The organism is Chryseobacterium tongliaonense (assembly GCF_041224435.1).
GTDB lineage: Bacteria > Bacteroidota > Bacteroidia > Flavobacteriales > Weeksellaceae > Chryseobacterium > Chryseobacterium tongliaoense.
The window spans coordinates 54,599-71,655 of sequence record NZ_JBGFFD010000010.1 but is presented as its reverse complement, the minus strand read 5'-3'; the positions used below and the strand labels follow the sequence as shown (position 1 = coordinate 71,655).

Genomic DNA, 17,057 nt, shown 5'->3' with positions numbered 1-17,057 from the left:
TTTTAAATATTTTTGGTAAAAATTTAATAATAGGTTAACAGTTATTAAAATTTTATTATATTTACATCCATAATAAAACGTACCGCTTATTGATTGGACTCTATTCTTTAAAACTGTTTTGCATTTATGGTTAAAATCAGATAAAATATCTGGAAGATCGCCTGACCGCAAATTTTTTATTATTGAGAAGAGTTATGAAATCAAAATCGGATAGTTTATTAATTTCCCTTTATCAAAAAGGAGACGAAGGTGCTTTATCAGCCCTCATCCATCGTCATCAGAGAGAACTGTTTACATTCATTTTTTACAAGATTAATGATGAAGATCTGGCAAATGATATTTTTCAGGATACATTCATGAAGATTATCGTAATGCTGAAAGAAGGACGTTATAATGAAGAAGGAAAGTTTATTCTTTGGGCAAAAAGAATTGCTCACAATCTTATCATCGACCATTTCAGATTAAAATCCAAAAATATCAAGGTTTCGGAAACTACTTTCGAAACTGATGAATATTCTATTTTTGATTTGATCAGAGAGCCTTCCGAAAATATTGAAGACCAGCTGGTTTCAAGACAGATTCAGGAAGATCTGCTGAGAATGCTGCAATTCCTGCCTCAGAATCAGCAGGAAGTAATTAAATTAAGATTTTTTGACGGATTAAGTTTTAAAGAAATCGCAGACCATACCGATATGAGTATCAATACTACATTAGGAAGGGTACGATATGCTTTAATTAACCTGAGAAAAATCATGGAAGAGAATAATATTATACTTACGAGATAATAATTCTTGATATTTCTCGTTTTAAGGAAAACATTTTAGCCTATGAAAAAAAATGATTCCTTAAAAGTGAAAGCTTTGAAACCGAAAAAACAAACAATTGATTTTTTACTCAACTTTTCAAAAAGTCTTGAAATAGTTAAAGCTAAAAACAAGAATTATCCGATTTCCAAAAATTAAAAGTATTAATTTTGTGCTGTATGAAAATTCAGCACATTTTTTTTGATCTCGACAATACGCTTTGGGATCATCGCAAGAACGCTTACCTTACTATCAAAGACCTTTTTGAAAAAGAAGAAATCACTTTAAAATATGCCATTGATTTTGAAGAATTCCATTCCGTTTATCATGATATCAACGAAAGGCTCTGGGAACAAATAAGAGATGGAATCATCGGTAAAGAATATCTGAGAAAGCATCGCTTTTATGATACTTTTAAACATTTTGGAGTAGAAGATGAAAATCTTTCAGAGTTTTTTGAAGAACATTTTTTAGATAAAATCCTTAATCATAACGAATTGGTGGAAGGGGCAGCTTATATTTTAGACTATTTAAAGTCAAAAAATTATACATTACACATCATTTCAAACGGTTTTCAGGAAGTTACAGAGAGAAAATGTATCTTATCAGGAATTGATAAGTATTTCCAAACCATCACCAGCGCAGATTCGGTTGGGGTAAGAAAACCTAATCCTTTAATTTTCGAATATTCTTTAGGCCTTTCCAATGCAGATAAGGAAGAGAGCATTCTGATCGGAGACGACTGGATTGCAGATGTAATCGGTGCCCAGAGATTCGGAATGGATGTGATTTTCTTTGATGTGTACAGGGAAAACAGACCGGAAGAAAATTTAAAATCAATCACGCATCTTTTGCAGATTAAAGATTATTTATAATATGAAAGCTCAACGACAGACACCGGCTTCTCTTTTCAGGGTTTTGCCATTCATCTTTTTGGGGTTACTGGGTGGTATGGTTATTATGGGAACAATGACCTACGTAATGAATCCCGTTACCGATGTTAATTTTGATCTTAAGAACCCTTTCCTGGCCATTATGTTAATTGCTATGATTGGCGGGATTTTCGGAAGCAATATGAGATACAATTTCCTTAAAGATAAAATTGAGATTCAGGAAACTATAGAGAGTAAGGTTGGAAAGATCCAGCGTGCAATAATTATGAGATTTGCCTTTGTTGAAGCACCTGCATTATTGGGGATTGTTTTCTATTTAAAAGAAGAAAACCTTGTTTTTCTGATGTTGTCTGCCATGATGGTTCTTTATTTTTTAACTTTAAGACCGTCAAAAGAAAAAATCTTGGATGACATGAATCTTACTTCTGCCGAAAGACGGGAGTTTGAATAAATATATTATTGTCAAAATTTCATTGAATAAAAAAACAAAGACCGCCTTATGAGCAGTCTTTTGTTTTTTATTGTTTGCAGCAAGGAATCAGATTCCTAAACTTTCTCTTACTCTTTTTATGGTTTGAGTTGCAATCGCTCTTGTCTTTTCAGCACCTTCCTGTAGTTTTACTTCCAGTTCATCCAGATGGGTCATATAATAGCTGAATGTTTCTCTTTCCTTAGCAAAACGGGTTAGAATCAGGTTTAAAAGCTCTGTTTTTGCGTGCCCGTAACCAAAGTTTCCGGCCAGGTATTTTGCTCTTAATTCTTCCGTTTGTTCAGGAGTTGCAATCAGCTCATAGATGGCAAAAACTTTGTCTGTAGAAGGATCTTTCGGTTCTTCCAGAGATTTGGAATCTGTTTCTATGCTCATTACCTGTTTTTTCAGTTCTTTATCAGGCAAGAAGATATTGATGATATTCCCTCTGGATTTAGACATTTTCTGTCCGTCTGTTCCGGGAACATATTTTGTATTCTCCTGAAGCTCAGCCTGAGGAAGTACCAGGACTTCACCCATCTGATTATTGAATCTTGAAGCTACATCACGTGCAATCTCCAAATGCTGAAGCTGATCTTTTCCTACAGGAACGATCTCTGCATCATACAGCAAAATATCTGCAGCCATTAAAATCGGGTAAGTAAATAACCCTGCGTTTACATCCTGAAGACGGTCTGCCTTATCTTTGAAAGAATGGGCAAGTGTTAATCTCTGATAAGGAAAAAAACATGATAAATGCCAAGATAGTTCACAGGTTTCAGGGATATCACTCTGTCTGTAAAAAAATGTTTTTTCGGTATCTAATCCACAAGCAAGCCAAGCCGCAGCAATCTCGTAGGTATTTTGTCTTAGTTCTTTCGCGTCTTTAATCTGCGTAAGTGAATGCAGATTGGCGATGAATAAAAATGATTCGTTTCCTTCCTGTTTTGATAGCTCAACAGCAGGAATAATTGCCCCTAAAAGATTTCCAAGGTGTGGGGTTCCGGTGGCTTGTATGCCGGTAAGAATTCTTGACATTTGTTTTATTGTTTATAAAAATTAATGAATTGCAAATTTAAGAGGTTTGTGGGAATAATGAATCTAAAGATTAAAAGATTAAAAGATTAAAAGATTAAAAGATTAAAAGATTAAAAGATTAAAAGATTAAAAGATTTTTTGGATAAACATCGGCGGGAAATAATTATTCAATAGGAGCGGGCTTTAGCCCGCTTTCACAAAAATAAGCCTTCCAATCAGGCTTTAGCCGAAACTTAAAAACTCCTTCAGGTGGCTGAGGCACTCGAATCCACCTGAGATTTTGGAATTGTTAAGGAATTAAAATCCTATCACCTCCGAATTTCGGTTCAACACCCAGAATGAGATCCCAATATACTTTCGCTTTTGCAACATATTCCCGCATGTTCGTCTTAAAGCCTGCATATTTATTCACATCATTCGCATTGTAACCGTAAGCTTCAATTCCGTTTTTACGGGCTAAGAAGACTGCTCTTTCGTTGTGGAATTTCTGTGAAATAATAACCAGCTTTGTTTGTCCGAAAATTTCTTTCGCCCTTACTACAGAATCCAGAGTCCTGAAACCTGCATGATCCATAAATATTTTATCTTTCGGAATACCATATTTCATCAGGGTAAGCTGCATATCTTCCGGCTCATTATAATCTTTCGTGCTGTTGTCGCCACTTACGATGATGTACTTTATCTTTCCGCTTTTGTACAGATCTATTGCTGCCTGAATCCTGTTATAGAAATAGGCATTGGGCATTCCGTTGCTCAGGTTTTTACCGGTTCCCAAAAGTAATGCTGTTTTGGTTTCGGGAATATCTGAAATTTTGTATGATACAAATGCATCACTTTCCTTTCTGATGCTGTAATTGGCCCAGGCAATAAAAATAATTCCTGCAACGAGAAGAAGCAGGAAAATTTTAAACAGAGTTCTGATTATTTTTTTCATTCGATAATGTCTTCTAAAACTCGAGTCCGTTCGGGAACGCTTTCTTTCTGAATATTAACAACAGTGCTGCTCCTACCGTAATGGCTGAATCGGCAACATTGAAAATATATTTGAAGAATTCAATATGCTTACCGCCGATTAAAGGTACATCTTCAGGAACGTTCCAGTCTACTAAAGGAAAATGCAGCATATCAACCACACAGCCTTTCATGAAAGTAGAATACCCTTCACCGAAAGGAACGATCTTGGAAACTCCGCCGTACCCGATCCATCGGTCGATGCTTGGATCATAAACGGTTCCGCTGTCAAAGATAAGTCCGTAAAACATACCGTCAATAATATTTCCGATAGCTCCGGCAAAAATGATTGCCATTGGAATTAAAAGATAGTTGGAAGCTCCCTGCTTTAACCATTTTTTAAACATATAAACCATTCCGCCGATCAGGAAAAGCCTTAAGATTACCAGAAAATATTTTCCAATAACCCCGCCGAAATGAAGTCCATATGCCATTCCCGGATTTTCCACAAAAGTCAGTCTGAATCCTGGAAAAACGCTGACACTGTCGTCCAGATTGAAATGGGTTTTAATATAAATTTTTGAAGCCTGGTCGATTAATAACACCAAAAATGTGATGGCTAATATTTTTTTCATTACAATCCTTTGGGTTTAAACGGTTTTGCTATTTTCTCGTTTTTCCTGTCAACAATCTTTTTAATTGTTTTCTGGTTGTGGTGTGTATTTTTGGTATGAAACTTTTCAAACTTAATGTTCATCTCTTTTAAAACACTTTTCAGGGCATTAAGTTCCATTGCATTTTTAGTGTGTACTATGATAGATTCCATTCTCTTCAATTTATTTATTTTCTGGACAGCTCATCCAATCTTTTCCTGTCTTTTGCAGACAGGTCATTGATGCCGTTTTTGCCCATTTTACTTAAAAGCCGGTCGATTTCTTTTTCCCTTTCGCGTTTATCGGAATTAAACTGGTCATCTATGGTGTAGTTTCTCTGTTTGTCTGGAAAGAATCTGTTTTTGATCCAATCCCTGTTGAAAAACAATAGAACTACAGCAACGATAATTCCTAAAATTAATAATTCGCTCATGGATATAAATTAAAAATTAGGTTTATAAAGTATTTCATGAAATACGATATAAACCCAAATTTATTTTACAAACCTTACGGTTATTTCTGCATATTTTTCGCTTCGATGCTCAGTGTGGCATGAGGAACGGCTAAAAGTCTTTCCTTAGGAATTAATTTTCCTGTTACCCTGCAAACACCATAGGTTTTATTTTCAATTCTGATTAAAGCATTTTTAAGATCCCGCACGAATTTTTCCTGTCTTCCTGCCAGAATAGAATTTTGTTCCTTGCTCAGAGTTTCCGCTCCTTCTTCAAAAGCTTTGAAGGTAGGTGAAGTATCATCAGTTCCATTATTCTGGTCGTTGATAAAACTTTCTCTGATCAGCTGTAAATCTTTTTCTGCTTTTTCTATTTTTTCTTTTATTATAGCTTTAAATTCTTGTAAATCAGCATCGCTATATCTTACTCTTTCGTCTGACATGTTCTTTTCTCTTTTTAATAAAATTATGAAATGGAATTTGAAATCCAATAACTATATGTTAATTTTTTTCAACATTTATCTTAAAATTAACCTCATCTATTTCGATTTCGTTAAAATTTGAAAGTGAAGATACAATTTCTATTTTATTTGACAAGACCTCTGAAGAAATATATTCTTCATTTTTCTTAATATCATCAAGGAAAGGTGAATTTTTTTCCACGAAAATATTGATCCTGTCAGTCAGTTCAAAATCCTTGTCTTTTCTCAGGTTTTGAATTCTGTTGATAAATTCTCTTGCAATACCTTCAGATTTTAACTCGTCTGTTAACTTCAAATCTAGTGCCACAGTTGTTTTTCCATCAGATGTTACTGTCCAGCCCGGAATATCCTTAGTGGAGATTTCAACATCGGAAAGGGTGATCTCATATCCCTGAACATCAATTTTTCCTTCTTTTTCAAGGCTTGAAATCTGTTCTGTGGTAAGATTGGCTATTTCACCGCCCACTACTTTCATGTCTTTTCCTAATTTAGGACCAAGAGCTTTGAAGTTGGGCTTAATTTGCTTTACAATTAAATGAGATGCTTCCTCAGCATTAATTAACTGCAATTCTTTTACATTCACTTCCTGCTTGATCAGGTCTGCAACGGCCAGGATCTGCTCTTCAGCCTTAGAATCCAATACAGGGACCAGTACTTTTTGTAATGGCTGGCGTACTTTTATATTCTCTTTCTTTCTCAGAGAGAAAACCATACTGGTGATGTTCTGTGCCAGATGTGTTTTCTCAACCAGGTCCTGATCGATTAAGCTTTCATCAGCAACCGGGAAATCCGTAAGGTGTACAGACTCGCAGATTTCTTTTCCTGTTACTTTATTTAAATCCTGATACAACTGATCCATAAAGAACGGAGCGATTGGTGCAGATAATTTGGCAATAGTTTCCAGACAAGTGTATAAAGTCTGGTAGGCAGAGATTTTGTCTTCCGAATAATCCCCTTTCCAGAAACGTCTTCTGCATAATCTTACGTACCAGTTACTCAAATTATCATTCACAAAATTGCTGATGGCTCTCGCAACTCTTGTCGGCTCGTAATCTTCGTAGAATGCTTTTACTTCTTTGATTAATAAATTTAATTCAGAAAGGATCCATCTGTCGATTTCAGGACGGTTTTCCACTTCTTTTTCCGAATAGTTGAATTCGTCAACATTCGCATACAAAGCAAAGAATGAATATGTATTATAAAGGGTTCCGAAGAATTTTCTTCTTACTTCATCAATTCCTTCGATATCAAATTTCAGGTTTTCCCAGGGGTTTGCATTCGAGATCATATACCAACGGGTGGCATCCGGTCCGTAAACAGAAAGTGTTTCGAAAGGATCTACTGCATTTCCTAAACGTTTAGACATTTTCTGGCCGTTTTTATCCAAAACAAGCCCGTTGCTCATTACGTTTTTATAAGCAACCGAATCAAAAACCGCAGTTCCGATCGCGTGAAGAGTATAGAACCAACCACGGGTCTGGTCAACACCTTCTGCGATGAAGTCTGCAGGGAATGCTTTTTTATTATCGATCAATTCTTTGTTCTCAAAAGGATAATGCAACTGCGCATACGGCATGGAACCTGAATCGAACCATACATCAATCAGATCGCTTTCACGTTTCATTTCTCTTCCTGAATCTGAAACAAGAACTACCTTGTCAACCACATTTTTGTGTAGATCAACCAAAGCATAATTCTGCTCAGACATATTTCCGATCACAAATCCTTTGAATGGATTTTCTTTCATCAATCCGGCTGCAACAGATTTCTCGATCTCGTTGTATAATTCTTCTACAGAACCGATAATCTTTTCTTCTTTCAGGTCATCAGTTCTCCAGATCGGTAATGGGATGCCCCAATATCTTGAACGGGATAAGTTCCAGTCGTTTACATTTTCAAGCCAGTTGGCAAAACGCCCTTCCCCGGTTGCTTTCGGTTTCCAGTTGATTTCTTTGTTTAAATTAACCAGCCTGTCTTTTACAGCGGTCATTTTCACAAACCATGAATCCAATGGATAATACAACACGGGTTTATCAGTTCTCCAGCAGTGAGGATACGAGTGAACGTATTTCTCTACTTTGAAAGCTTTATTTTCAGTTTTTAATAAGATAGCCAGTTCTACATCCCATGATTTTTCAGGGGCAGTTCCGTCATCATAATATTCATTTTTGATATATTTTCCTGAGAAAACTTCCGGAACATTATCTCCTTTGATGAATCTACCCTGTAAATCTACCAACGGAACAAGATTGTCATTCTCATCTTTTACCAACATCGGCGGAACTCCGGCATCTTTTGCAACTCTGGCATCATCTGCACCAAAAGTCGGCGCGATGTGAACGATACCGGTACCGTCTTCCGTCGTTACAAAATCTCCCAAAATCACTCTGAATGCTTTTTCAGGGGTTTCAGTGGGTGTAAACCAAGGGATCAGCTGCTCATATTGAGTTCCTGCAAGCTTATCTCCGGTGAATTCTTTTAAAATCTGATATGGAATTGTTTTGCTCTCCGAAGTATAGTTGGCAAAATCTTCATCAGTTCCGGCAACATATTTCTTACCGAAGTTCTTTTCTAAAAGTACTCTCGCTAAAACAACCGTTACAGGCTCAAATGTATACTGATTGAATGTTTTTACAACAACATATTCAATATCTCTTCCTACCGCAAGGGCAGTATTGGAAGGCAGTGTCCATGGGGTGGTCGTCCATGCCAGGATATTTACATCGCCGTCTACATCGCTGAACAATTCAGAAGATTCTTTCTTTACATTAAACTGAGCCACGATCGTAGTGTCTGAAACATCACGATATGTCCCGGGCTGATTTAGCTCGTGAGAAGAAAGTCCTGTTCCTGCTTTCGGAGAGTAAGGCTGTATGGTGTATCCCTTGTACAACAGATCTTTGGTATACAATTGTTTCAGCAGCCACCAAACCGTCTCCATATATTTTGACTTATAAGTGATATACGGATCATCAAGATCTACCCAATATCCGATTTTCTCAGTAAGGTTATTCCACACGTCCGTATAACGCATTACCGCTTCACGACATGCTTTGTTGTAATCTTCAATAGAGATTTTTTTGCCAATATCTTCCTTTGTAATTCCTAATTCCTTTTCAACACCCAGTTCTACAGGAAGTCCGTGTGTATCCCAACCCGCTTTACGAAAAACCTGTTTTCCGTTCTGAGTCTGGTAACGGCAGAAAATATCTTTTAACGCTCTCGCCATTACGTGGTGAATTCCGGGCATACCGTTTGCTGAAGGCGGACCTTCATAAAATACAAACTCAGGCTGACCTTCGCGGATTTCAACACTTTTATTGAAAGTTTTATTTTGTTTCCAAAATTCCGATACGTTCTCGGCTATATCAATAAGGTTGAGGTTTTTATATTCTTTAAATTGGCTCATTGTAAATATCTCAATATCGTTGATTAATTAAGTTGGCAAATTTACTAAAATTTGTCGGTTTATAATATATGTTTTATTTTGATATCATCTATTAAAAAGTTCAATTTCAGAAATATAATAACGAGCTGTTTTTTTAGTGTGAATCGTAAATGGTAAATAAGTCAATTCTTCATAACTATTTAAGATGAATTCCAATGACATTTTAACCAGAACTCATAACAGGATTTCCAATAACTTTTTAAATATGCCGCATTTCTATACGCAATCATCTGTGAAAATTTGTGCAATCTGTGGTTAAAGAAATAAATCGTAAAGAATAAAAAACCATTCCTCATTATTTAAATTTTGTATATTTAAATAGATATAAACCCAATGCTGTATGAAAATATTTTATAAACTGATGCTTTTTGTTTGTATCATCAATAGCATCATCACACAGGCTCAAAATAATTATCCACAGAATTATTTCCGGAACCCTTTAAATATTCCCATACAGTTGGCAGCCAATTTCGGAGCGGTAAGGACCAATCATTTTCATATGGGATTGGATCTGAGAACCAACAGCCAGGAAAACTTATCAGTGGTTGCCGCAGCAGATGGCTATGTAAGCAGGATAAAAGTGGAACGGTACGGCTTTGGGAATGCAGTGTACATCACACATCCCAATGGTTATACAACCGTCTATGCCCATTTAAACAAATACTTCGACAAGCTGGATGAATACGTAAAAGAAAAACAATACAAAGATGAAAAATGGGAGCAGGATATTACCTTTTCTCCTGATCAGTTTCCGGTAACCAAAGGGCAGCTGATCGCTTTGAGCGGAAATACGGGCGGCTCGGCAGGACCCCATTTACATTTTGAAATAAGGGATACCAAAACGGAAGAATGTCTCAATCCTTTGCTCTTTGGTTTTGATATTCCGGATAGCATTGCTCCGGTTATCAGCGGGCTTTATTGGTATGACCGGCGTTTCAGTACGTATGAACCGGGCGCAAATGGAATTACTGTTAAAAAAGCAGGAAATACCTATACAACGAATATGGTTCAGGTAAATTCACCGTCAATAAGCTTTGCTGTTAAAGCTGTGGATAAAGCCAATAAAGGGTTTAATCTTGGAATTTATCAGGCAGAATTATTGATGGATGGAAAGTTGGTGTATGGTTTTTCCATTGATAAGATAAGTTATGATGATACCCGCTATCAGAACGGCTGTATAGACTATACCAAATTTATCAGAGATAAAATGAATATTCAGCATTTGTCGGTTTTACCTGGGATGAAACTTCAGAATTACAGTGTTCCGAACATGTCAGGAATTATAAATCTTCAGGATGAAGAAGTTCATAACATTGAAATTATTTTAAAAGATGTAAACGGAAATACAAGCCGGCTGATCACAAAAGTTCAGTTCAATACAGCGTCAGATAAAGTTTCTTCCACAGGTAAAACGGTGATGCCGGGCGACGGAAAAACGATTACAACCGAAAATGCAGAGATCAGTTTTAGCAGAAATGCAGTGTATGATGCCTTGAATTTTAATGCCTATGAAAAATTCGACACTGATTTGAATGCGGTTTCAAATAATATTGTTTTGCATAATCCTTACATTCCTATTCATGACAATTATATGTTGAGAATAAAACCCAACAGAAAATTAACCAACGCAGAAAAAGATAAAGTGATTATGATGCTTGACTACGAAAGCGATAGGGATGTAGTAAAAGGAAAATGGGATGGTGACCAGGTAGAAGGGCAATTCAACAGATTAGGCACGGCAAAATTAATCCTGGACAATAATCTTCCGTCTGTTTCGCCGGTTTGGAAGGATGGTGCCCTGATTAACAGCAGCTCTTTACGGTTGAAAGGTACAACCAGGGTTGGCGATATTGTTTCATTCCGTGCAGAGCTGGATGGAAGATGGCTCCGTTTTGCCAGGGTAAAAGATGATTTTGTTTATACTTTTGATGAGAAGTGCCCGAAAGGTTCAGGCCAACATACTTTAAAAGTAACGACAACCAATACTGCCGGAAATACAAATACACAAATTTTTACCTTTCAGAGATAAGATCAGTAGCTGAAAATCGTGAATACATTTTACCTGAATACATTCTACAATATTTATTTAATAAATTTGCTCATTAAAAATTAAAATCATTGGAATTTCATCCGTCAATCGAGAAAGCAGGTATTCAGGAAATAAAAGCATTCCAGGAGGGAAAACTTCAGGAACTGTTGATTTACCTTGAAGGGAATTCTCCTTTTTACCAAAAGCTGTTCAGGGAAAATAATATCAAAACTGAGGCTATCCGTACTTTGGAGGATCTGCAGAAAATCCCGACAACCACAAAGAATGACCTGCAGCAATACAATCATGATTTTTTCTGTATAACACCGGATAAGATTGTAGATTACAGTACAACTTCCGGGACACTGGGAGATCCCGTTACTTTCGGTTTGTCCGACAATGACCTTGAAAGGCTGGCTTATAATGAAGCGATTTCCTTTGCCTGTGCAGGAATACAAAAAGGAGATGTTGTACAGATGATTACAACAATTGACAAACGGTTTATGGCAGGCCTGGCCTATTTCTTAGGTTTAAGAAAAATGGGTGCAAGTGTGGTCAGAATGGGACCGGGAATTCCGGAGCTTCAATGGGATTCTATTTTCAGATACCAGCCGAAATATCTGATTACCGTACCTTCCTTTCTTCTGAAAATGATTGACTATGCCGAAAAACATGAATTGGATTATAAAAACTCAAGTGTCTATGGGGCTGTTTGCATTGGAGAAAGTATCAAAAACCAGGATTTTACAGATAATATCCTTTCACAGAAGATCAAAGAAAAATGGGATATAAAACTTTTTTCCACCTATGCGTCTACCGAAATGAGTACAGCCTTTACAGAATGCGAATTTCAGATCGGAGGCCATCACCATCCTGAATTAATCATTACGGAAATTCTTGATGATAACGAAAATCCGGTGAAAGAAGGTGAAAGCGGAGAGCTGACCATCACAACATTAGGGGTTGAAGCAATTCCTTTGCTGAGGTTTAAAACAGGAGATATTGTAAAAGCACATGATGAGCCCTGCGAATGCGGAAGAAATACGATGCGGTTAGGCCCTGTAGTCGGAAGAAAACAGCACATGATTAAATATAAGGGAACAACTCTGTACCCACCTGCCATGAATGATATTCTGAATGATTTCAACAATATCTTATGCTATCAGATCGTTATTCAGTCCAATGAAATCGGGTTGGATGAAATTATCATCAGATTAAGTACAGATAGTGAGTCTGAGAGTTTTGTGAATGAAGTAAGAGACCATTTCCGGGCAAAACTAAGGGTAAGCCCCAAAATCGAAGTGATAGATTTCGATATTTTATCTAAAACAGTGTACCACCCAAACAGCAGAAAACCGATTACTTTTGTTGATTTACGATGAAATTAAATCTGGCAGAAAGAGTAGAGAAGTTTTACTTTTTATAATATCTTTGGGCTCTTAAATATTAGAATTAATAAACTATGAAAAAATTATTTTTGTTGATCCTTTTTACGGTGTCAACAATCGTTCTTGCTCAAAAATTTAAGATTCAGAGCGGAGATGCAAAATTCTTAAAAGGAACTGAAGTTGTAAATGTTGTTTTTGATTACACAGATATGAAGCTGTTGAAAGAAAACTATACCGAAGCAGAATACATTCCAAAAAGAATCGAAGAACTGAATAAAAAAACTGAAGGAAGCGGAGATATCTGGAAAAAGCAGTGGGAGAGAAGTAAAGAAGAGCTTTGGAATCCTAAATTCATTATGTTATTCAATAAAATCTTGTCAAAAGAAAATATTAACACAAAGCTTAAAGAAAATGCGCAAAGTCCATATACTCTGATTGTTAAAGTGAAATGGATTTATCCGGGTTGGGATGCCGGAATCATGAAGCAGCCTGCAAAAGTGACTACACAGCTTACTTTTGTGGAAACGGACTCTAAAAAAGTGTTGTGCGATATAGAAAGCACTGACGCTCCGGGAGATCAGTGGGGAAGTAATTTTAATAATGAAACCAGAGTAGGAGAAGGTTTTGCCAAAACAGGTAAAACCCTTGCCCAGAGAATCGAAAGAGATTTAAAATAAAAAAACGGTCTGAATTTTCAGACCGTTTTTTTTTATTGCTGTTTCTGCTGTTCCTGTTTCTCCAGTTTAATCAGGTTGGCAAGATTTTTAATCACAGTATCATGCTTCTTCACAAACGGATTGTCTTTATTCCAGACATAACCCGCTAAAACCGCACATATTTTTTTCTTTACGTCCGGGTTTTCCGGTTGGTGGAAAAATAATTCCTGAAGATTTCCCGTATACCATTCCTTCACATACGTAGTGAAAACATCCACACCATATAAAATATAATCCGTGTAATCGGTCTGCCAGTCGATTTTCTCACCGTTCAATTGTCTTAAGGCCAGTTTTGCGGCAAGCATTCCGGACTCAGTTGCAAAAGCCATTCCTGATGAAAAAACAGGATCAAGGAATTCCGAAGCATTTCCCGTTAAAGCAAATCCGTCACCGAATAATTTCTTTACCGAGCAGGAATAATCTTTCAGATGTTTCGGTTCAAAAAGAAAATCTATATCTCCGAAACGTTTTACATAATAATCGGAAAGAGAGATTGCTTTTCTCAAAGCTTCTGCAGGATCTCCGGTTTCGGATAACTTTTCAATATAATCTGTAGGCCCTACAATCCCCACACTTGTATTTCCGTTGGAAAAAGGAATTACCCAAAGCCATACCTCAGTTTCTATAATATCGAAAGAAATCAAAGTTCCCTCTTCTCCTTCTTCTCTGTTGACATCTTCTACATGAGCAAAAATGGCGGAATGTGGAGAAAGCTTTGACGGTTTTTCAAGATCAAGAAGACGGGGCAAAACCCTTCCGTAACCACTGGAATCAATTACAAATTTGGCATGGATCTCTTTGGTTTCTCCGTTTTTATTTTTTACGGTAGTGACAGAATCTGTTCCATTAAAATTAATACCAATAACTTCAGTTTCAAATTCAAGGTCAATACCTTTATTAATGACTTCATTAGCTAAAGTATTATCAAAATCAGCTCTGGGAACCTGCCACGTCCAATCCCATCCTTCACCGAATTTATCACTGAAATCAAAAATGCAAACCTCGTCGCCTCTTAAAAAACGTGCACCCAGCTTTTTTTCAAAACCCATTTTATCCAGCGCGGGAAAAAGCCCGGCTTCATCAAAATGGTCCATCACACGGGGAATCAGGCTTTCACCGACAACAAGTCTTGGGAATTTTGTTTTTTCAACAACTTTTACGTTGATGTTGTTCTTCTTTAAATATGAGGAAGATACGCAGCCGGAAGGTCCGGCACCGATTACAAGAACATCAACAAATTCTTTGCTCATCTTTGATTTTTTATTTTAATAATAACTTCTATCTTTGCCGCAAAATTAGTGACAAATAATCAATATTTTATAAAATTATCTATTATTACTTTTAATTGATGAAAATAAATAGCTTTTTAGAACTGAAAGATTTTCAGAATATCGTCGTAAATAATGAAAAAATAGAACTGGATGATACACTTTTAACCAGAGTGGATGCGAGTTTTCAGTTTTTGAAAGAATTTTCAAAGAATAAGGTAATATATGGTGTGAATACCGGCTTCGGTCCGATGGCACAATTCAAAATCAGCGATGAAGACACGCATCAACTCCAATATAACTTGATAAGAAGCCATTCTTCAGGAATAGGAAACCCTTTACCGGCACAGGAAGTAAAAGCCTGTATGCTGGCAAGACTGAATACCTTATCATTAGGAAATTCAGGGGTGCATCATTCTGTAATTAATTTACTTAAAGAATTAATTAACAGAGATATTACACCATTGATCTTCGAGCACGGAGGAGTTGGAGCAAGCGGCGATTTAGTTCAGCTGGCTCACCTTGCCTTGGTTTTAATCGGCGAAGGAGAAGTGTTCCATAAAGGAGAAAGAAAATCTACAAAAGTGGTTTTTGAAGCGGAAGGTTTAGAACCGATAAAAGTAGAGATCCGTGAAGGGCTTGCTTTAATGAACGGAACTTCCGTGATGTCCGGAATCGGGATTGTAAATGCTTATAAAGCCAATCAGTTAACCGAAATATCCATTCAGCTTTCCTGTGCAATCAATGAAATCGTTCAGGCTTATGATGACCATTTATCAGAAGCATTGAACGGAACCAAAAAACATTACGGCCAACAGAAAATTGCAGAAAGAATGCGTACGCATCTATCTGACAGCAAGCTGATCAGAAAAAGAGAAGATCACCTTTACACTCATTTTGAAGAACAGGAAAAAGTATTCAAGGAAAAAGTTCAGGAATATTATTCATTAAGATGCGTTCCGCAGATTCTGGGACCTGTTCTGGATACGTTGGAATACACCGAAAAAGTCCTTGAAAATGAGATCAATTCTGCCAATGATAACCCGATCATCAATGTAGAAGATCAGCATGTTTATCACGGCGGGAATTTCCACGGAGATTACATCTCATTAGAAATGGATAAGCTGAAAATTGTTGTTACCAAGCTGACCATGTTGGCAGAAAGACAGCTGAATTACCTTTTGAATGCTAAAATCAATGAAATCTTGCCTCCTTTTGTAAATTTAGGTAAATTAGGATTCAATTTCGGAATGCAGGGAGTTCAGTTTACAGCGACTTCTACAACAGCGGAAAGCCAGATGCTTTCTAATTCAATGTATGTACACAGTATTCCTAATAATAATGATAATCAGGATATTGTGAGCATGGGAGCGAATGCTGCCGTAATCTGCCGAAAGGTAATTGAAAATGCTTTTGAAGTATTGGCAATTGAAGCCATTACCATTGTTCAGGCTATTGAATATCTTGAATTTAAAGATAAAGTTTCATCTTCCACAAGAGAATTGTATGATGAAATAAGAAAAATTATTCCTGCGTTCTCCAATGATATGGTAATGTATCCTTATCTGGAGGAAGTGAAAAAATATTTAAAAACAGTGTAATTATTATCTGTAATTAATTGTCAATAAATAAAGAGGAAAACGATAGACTAAAAAAACTAACACTAAGACATGAAATGTGCAATTGTAACAGGAGGTTCAAGAGGAATAGGAAGAGCAATCTGTATAAAACTGGCCGAAGAGAAAAACTATCACATACTCATCAACTACACTTCAAACGAAGCTGCAGCCAAAGAAACGCTGGCTAAAGTTCAGGAACTTGGATCTACCGGGGAAATCCTGAAATTTGACGTTGGAAATGCCGAAGAAACCAAAGCCGTTTTAACAGAATGGCAGGAAAAAAATGAGGATTCAATCGTAGAGGTAATTGTGAATAATGCCGGAATTACAAGAGACGGCTTATTTATGTGGATGCAGAGTGAAGACTGGAACAGCGTGATCAATACAAGTTTAAACGGGTTTTTCAACGTAACGAATTTCTTTATTCAGAAATTGTTGCGTAACAAATACGGCAGAATCATCAATATGGTTTCGGTTTCCGGAGTGAAGGGAACTGCCGGACAAACCAATTATTCAGCGGCAAAAGGAGCTGTAGTAGGTGCTACAAAAGCATTGGCACAGGAAGTTGCTAAAAGAAATATTACGGTAAACGCCGTAGCTCCGGGATTCATCAGAACAGATATGACCCAGGAGTTTAATGAAGATGAATTGAAAGCCATGATTCCTGCCAACAGATTCGGGGAAGCAGAAGAAGTCGCGGATTTAGTTGCGTTTTTAGCATCTAAAAAATCTTCTTACATTACAGGTGAAGTAATCAATATTAACGGTGGAATTTACTCTTAAAATAATATAGCAGTATATCAATGTACCAGTGTAACAATGCTGGTTTAGTTTTAATACTATTGTTAC

16 protein-coding genes are annotated in these 17,057 nt (G+C 36.7%); 8 read left to right on the top strand and 8 right to left on the bottom strand.

Annotation, left to right across the window (positions count from 1 at the left end):
- Positions 1 to 194: 194 nt before the first annotated feature.
- The 3 genes from AB8P06_RS18100 (at position 195) to AB8P06_RS18090 (ending at position 2,147) form a co-directional block, all read left to right on the top strand.
- Positions 195 to 785 (top strand): RNA polymerase sigma factor, encoded by a 591-nt coding sequence (locus AB8P06_RS18100; protein WP_034669904.1) that lies wholly within the window; start codon positions 195 to 197, stop codon positions 783 to 785.
- Positions 786 to 982: 197 nt separating this feature from the next.
- On the top strand, positions 983 to 1,678 hold the full coding sequence (locus AB8P06_RS18095; protein ID WP_369843640.1) for a YjjG family noncanonical pyrimidine nucleotidase: 696 nt from the start codon (positions 983 to 985) through the stop codon (positions 1,676 to 1,678).
- A gap of 1 nt (position 1,679) precedes the next feature.
- Positions 1,680 to 2,147: a hypothetical protein gene (locus tag AB8P06_RS18090; RefSeq protein ID WP_369843639.1), complete on the top strand. Its 468-nt coding sequence runs from the start codon at positions 1,680 to 1,682 to the stop codon at positions 2,145 to 2,147.
- An 87-nt stretch (positions 2,148 to 2,234) separates the two neighbouring features.
- Here the strand turns inward: AB8P06_RS18090 and trpS are convergent, their stop codons facing one another.
- The 7 genes from trpS to ileS form a co-directional block, all read right to left on the bottom strand.
- Entirely contained in the window at positions 2,235 to 3,203 is a 969-nt protein-coding gene (trpS, locus tag AB8P06_RS18085) for a tryptophan--tRNA ligase (protein ID WP_369843638.1), read from the bottom strand.
- A gap of 289 nt (positions 3,204 to 3,492) precedes the next feature.
- Positions 3,493 to 4,137: a SanA/YdcF family protein gene (locus tag AB8P06_RS18080; RefSeq protein WP_369843637.1), complete on the bottom strand. Its 645-nt coding sequence runs from the start codon at positions 4,135 to 4,137 to the stop codon at positions 3,493 to 3,495.
- A gap of 13 nt (positions 4,138 to 4,150) precedes the next feature.
- Complete coding sequence (locus tag AB8P06_RS18075) at positions 4,151 to 4,789, bottom strand: lipoprotein signal peptidase (RefSeq protein ID WP_369843636.1); 639 nt, start codon at positions 4,787 to 4,789, stop codon at positions 4,151 to 4,153.
- A complete protein-coding gene (locus AB8P06_RS18070) occupies positions 4,789 to 4,980 on the bottom strand; it encodes a DUF2683 family protein (RefSeq protein WP_369843635.1) in 192 nt (63 codons plus the stop codon). Before AB8P06_RS18070 ends, AB8P06_RS18075 begins: the two co-directional genes overlap by 1 nt.
- Before the next feature lie 14 nt (positions 4,981 to 4,994).
- Positions 4,995 to 5,240: a DUF6576 domain-containing protein gene (locus AB8P06_RS18065; protein ID WP_369843634.1), complete on the bottom strand. Its 246-nt coding sequence runs from the start codon at positions 5,238 to 5,240 to the stop codon at positions 4,995 to 4,997.
- A gap of 80 nt (positions 5,241 to 5,320) precedes the next feature.
- A complete protein-coding gene (locus AB8P06_RS18060) occupies positions 5,321 to 5,701 on the bottom strand; it encodes a TraR/DksA family transcriptional regulator (protein ID WP_002983772.1) in 381 nt (126 codons plus the stop codon).
- 58 nt (positions 5,702 to 5,759) lie between these two features.
- Positions 5,760 to 9,149 carry an isoleucine--tRNA ligase gene (ileS, locus tag AB8P06_RS18055; protein ID WP_369843633.1) on the bottom strand — a complete coding sequence of 1,130 codons (3,390 nt, stop codon included), beginning with the start codon at positions 9,147 to 9,149 and terminating at the stop codon, positions 5,760 to 5,762.
- A 379-nt stretch (positions 9,150 to 9,528) separates the two neighbouring features.
- On the opposite strand from ileS, the gene AB8P06_RS18050 reads away from it, so the two are divergent.
- The 3 genes from AB8P06_RS18050 to AB8P06_RS18040 all read left to right on the top strand — a co-directional run bounded on the left by AB8P06_RS18050 (position 9,529) and on the right by AB8P06_RS18040 (position 13,282).
- Positions 9,529 to 11,217 (top strand): M23 family metallopeptidase, encoded by a 1,689-nt coding sequence (locus tag AB8P06_RS18050; RefSeq protein WP_369843632.1) that lies wholly within the window; start codon positions 9,529 to 9,531, stop codon positions 11,215 to 11,217.
- An 89-nt stretch (positions 11,218 to 11,306) separates the two neighbouring features.
- Positions 11,307 to 12,599, top strand: a complete 1,293-nt coding sequence (flxY, locus tag AB8P06_RS18045; protein ID WP_369843631.1) for a flexirubin biosynthesis putative acyl-CoA ligase FlxY — start codon at positions 11,307 to 11,309, stop codon at positions 12,597 to 12,599.
- A gap of 80 nt (positions 12,600 to 12,679) precedes the next feature.
- On the top strand, positions 12,680 to 13,282 hold the full coding sequence (locus tag AB8P06_RS18040) for a hypothetical protein (RefSeq protein WP_369843630.1): 603 nt from the start codon (positions 12,680 to 12,682) through the stop codon (positions 13,280 to 13,282).
- 32 nt (positions 13,283 to 13,314) lie between these two features.
- On the opposite strand, the gene AB8P06_RS18035 is transcribed toward AB8P06_RS18040, so the two are convergent.
- A complete protein-coding gene (locus AB8P06_RS18035; protein WP_369843629.1) occupies positions 13,315 to 14,571 on the bottom strand; it encodes an NAD(P)/FAD-dependent oxidoreductase in 1,257 nt (418 codons plus the stop codon).
- A gap of 98 nt (positions 14,572 to 14,669) precedes the next feature.
- Between AB8P06_RS18035 and flxA the strand changes: the two genes are divergently transcribed.
- The gene (flxA, locus tag AB8P06_RS18030) at positions 14,670 to 16,190 is read left to right on the top strand and encodes a flexirubin biosynthesis tyrosine ammonia-lyase FlxA (protein WP_369843628.1); all 1,521 of its coding nucleotides are present in this window, start codon (positions 14,670 to 14,672) and stop codon (positions 16,188 to 16,190) included.
- A 69-nt stretch (positions 16,191 to 16,259) separates the two neighbouring features.
- The gene (gene flxB, locus AB8P06_RS18025; RefSeq protein WP_369843627.1) at positions 16,260 to 16,991 is read left to right on the top strand and encodes a flexirubin biosynthesis SDR family reductase FlxB; all 732 of its coding nucleotides are present in this window, start codon (positions 16,260 to 16,262) and stop codon (positions 16,989 to 16,991) included.
- Positions 16,992 to 17,057: the final 66 nt, after the last annotated feature.

What these genes read in the sequence shown, in the direction of transcription:
- AB8P06_RS18050 (WP_369843632.1), top strand. Translation starts at nt 9,529, where the DNA reads ATGAAAATATTTTATAAACTGATGCTTTTTGTTTGTATCATCAATAGC.
- AB8P06_RS18100 (WP_034669904.1), top strand. Translation starts at nt 195, where the DNA reads ATGAAATCAAAATCGGATAGTTTATTAATTTCCCTTTATCAAAAAGGA.
- AB8P06_RS18075 (WP_369843636.1), bottom strand. Translation starts at nt 4,789, where the DNA reads ATGAAAAAAATATTAGCCATCACATTTTTGGTGTTATTAATCGACCAG.
- AB8P06_RS18035 (WP_369843629.1), bottom strand. Translation starts at nt 14,571, where the DNA reads ATGAGCAAAGAATTTGTTGATGTTCTTGTAATCGGTGCCGGACCTTCC.
- AB8P06_RS18060 (WP_002983772.1), bottom strand. Translation starts at nt 5,701, where the DNA reads ATGTCAGACGAAAGAGTAAGATATAGCGATGCTGATTTACAAGAATTT.
- trpS (WP_369843638.1), bottom strand. Translation starts at nt 3,203, where the DNA reads ATGTCAAGAATTCTTACCGGCATACAAGCCACCGGAACCCCACACCTT.
- flxB (WP_369843627.1), top strand. Translation starts at nt 16,260, where the DNA reads ATGAAATGTGCAATTGTAACAGGAGGTTCAAGAGGAATAGGAAGAGCA.
- AB8P06_RS18080 (WP_369843637.1), bottom strand. Translation starts at nt 4,137, where the DNA reads ATGAAAAAAATAATCAGAACTCTGTTTAAAATTTTCCTGCTTCTTCTC.
- flxA (WP_369843628.1), top strand. Translation starts at nt 14,670, where the DNA reads ATGAAAATAAATAGCTTTTTAGAACTGAAAGATTTTCAGAATATCGTC.
- ileS (WP_369843633.1), bottom strand. Translation starts at nt 9,149, where the DNA reads ATGAGCCAATTTAAAGAATATAAAAACCTCAACCTTATTGATATAGCC.
- AB8P06_RS18040 (WP_369843630.1), top strand. Translation starts at nt 12,680, where the DNA reads ATGAAAAAATTATTTTTGTTGATCCTTTTTACGGTGTCAACAATCGTT.
- AB8P06_RS18090 (WP_369843639.1), top strand. Translation starts at nt 1,680, where the DNA reads ATGAAAGCTCAACGACAGACACCGGCTTCTCTTTTCAGGGTTTTGCCA.
- AB8P06_RS18070 (WP_369843635.1), bottom strand. Translation starts at nt 4,980, where the DNA reads ATGGAATCTATCATAGTACACACTAAAAATGCAATGGAACTTAATGCC.
- AB8P06_RS18095 (WP_369843640.1), top strand. Translation starts at nt 983, where the DNA reads ATGAAAATTCAGCACATTTTTTTTGATCTCGACAATACGCTTTGGGAT.
- AB8P06_RS18065 (WP_369843634.1), bottom strand. Translation starts at nt 5,240, where the DNA reads ATGAGCGAATTATTAATTTTAGGAATTATCGTTGCTGTAGTTCTATTG.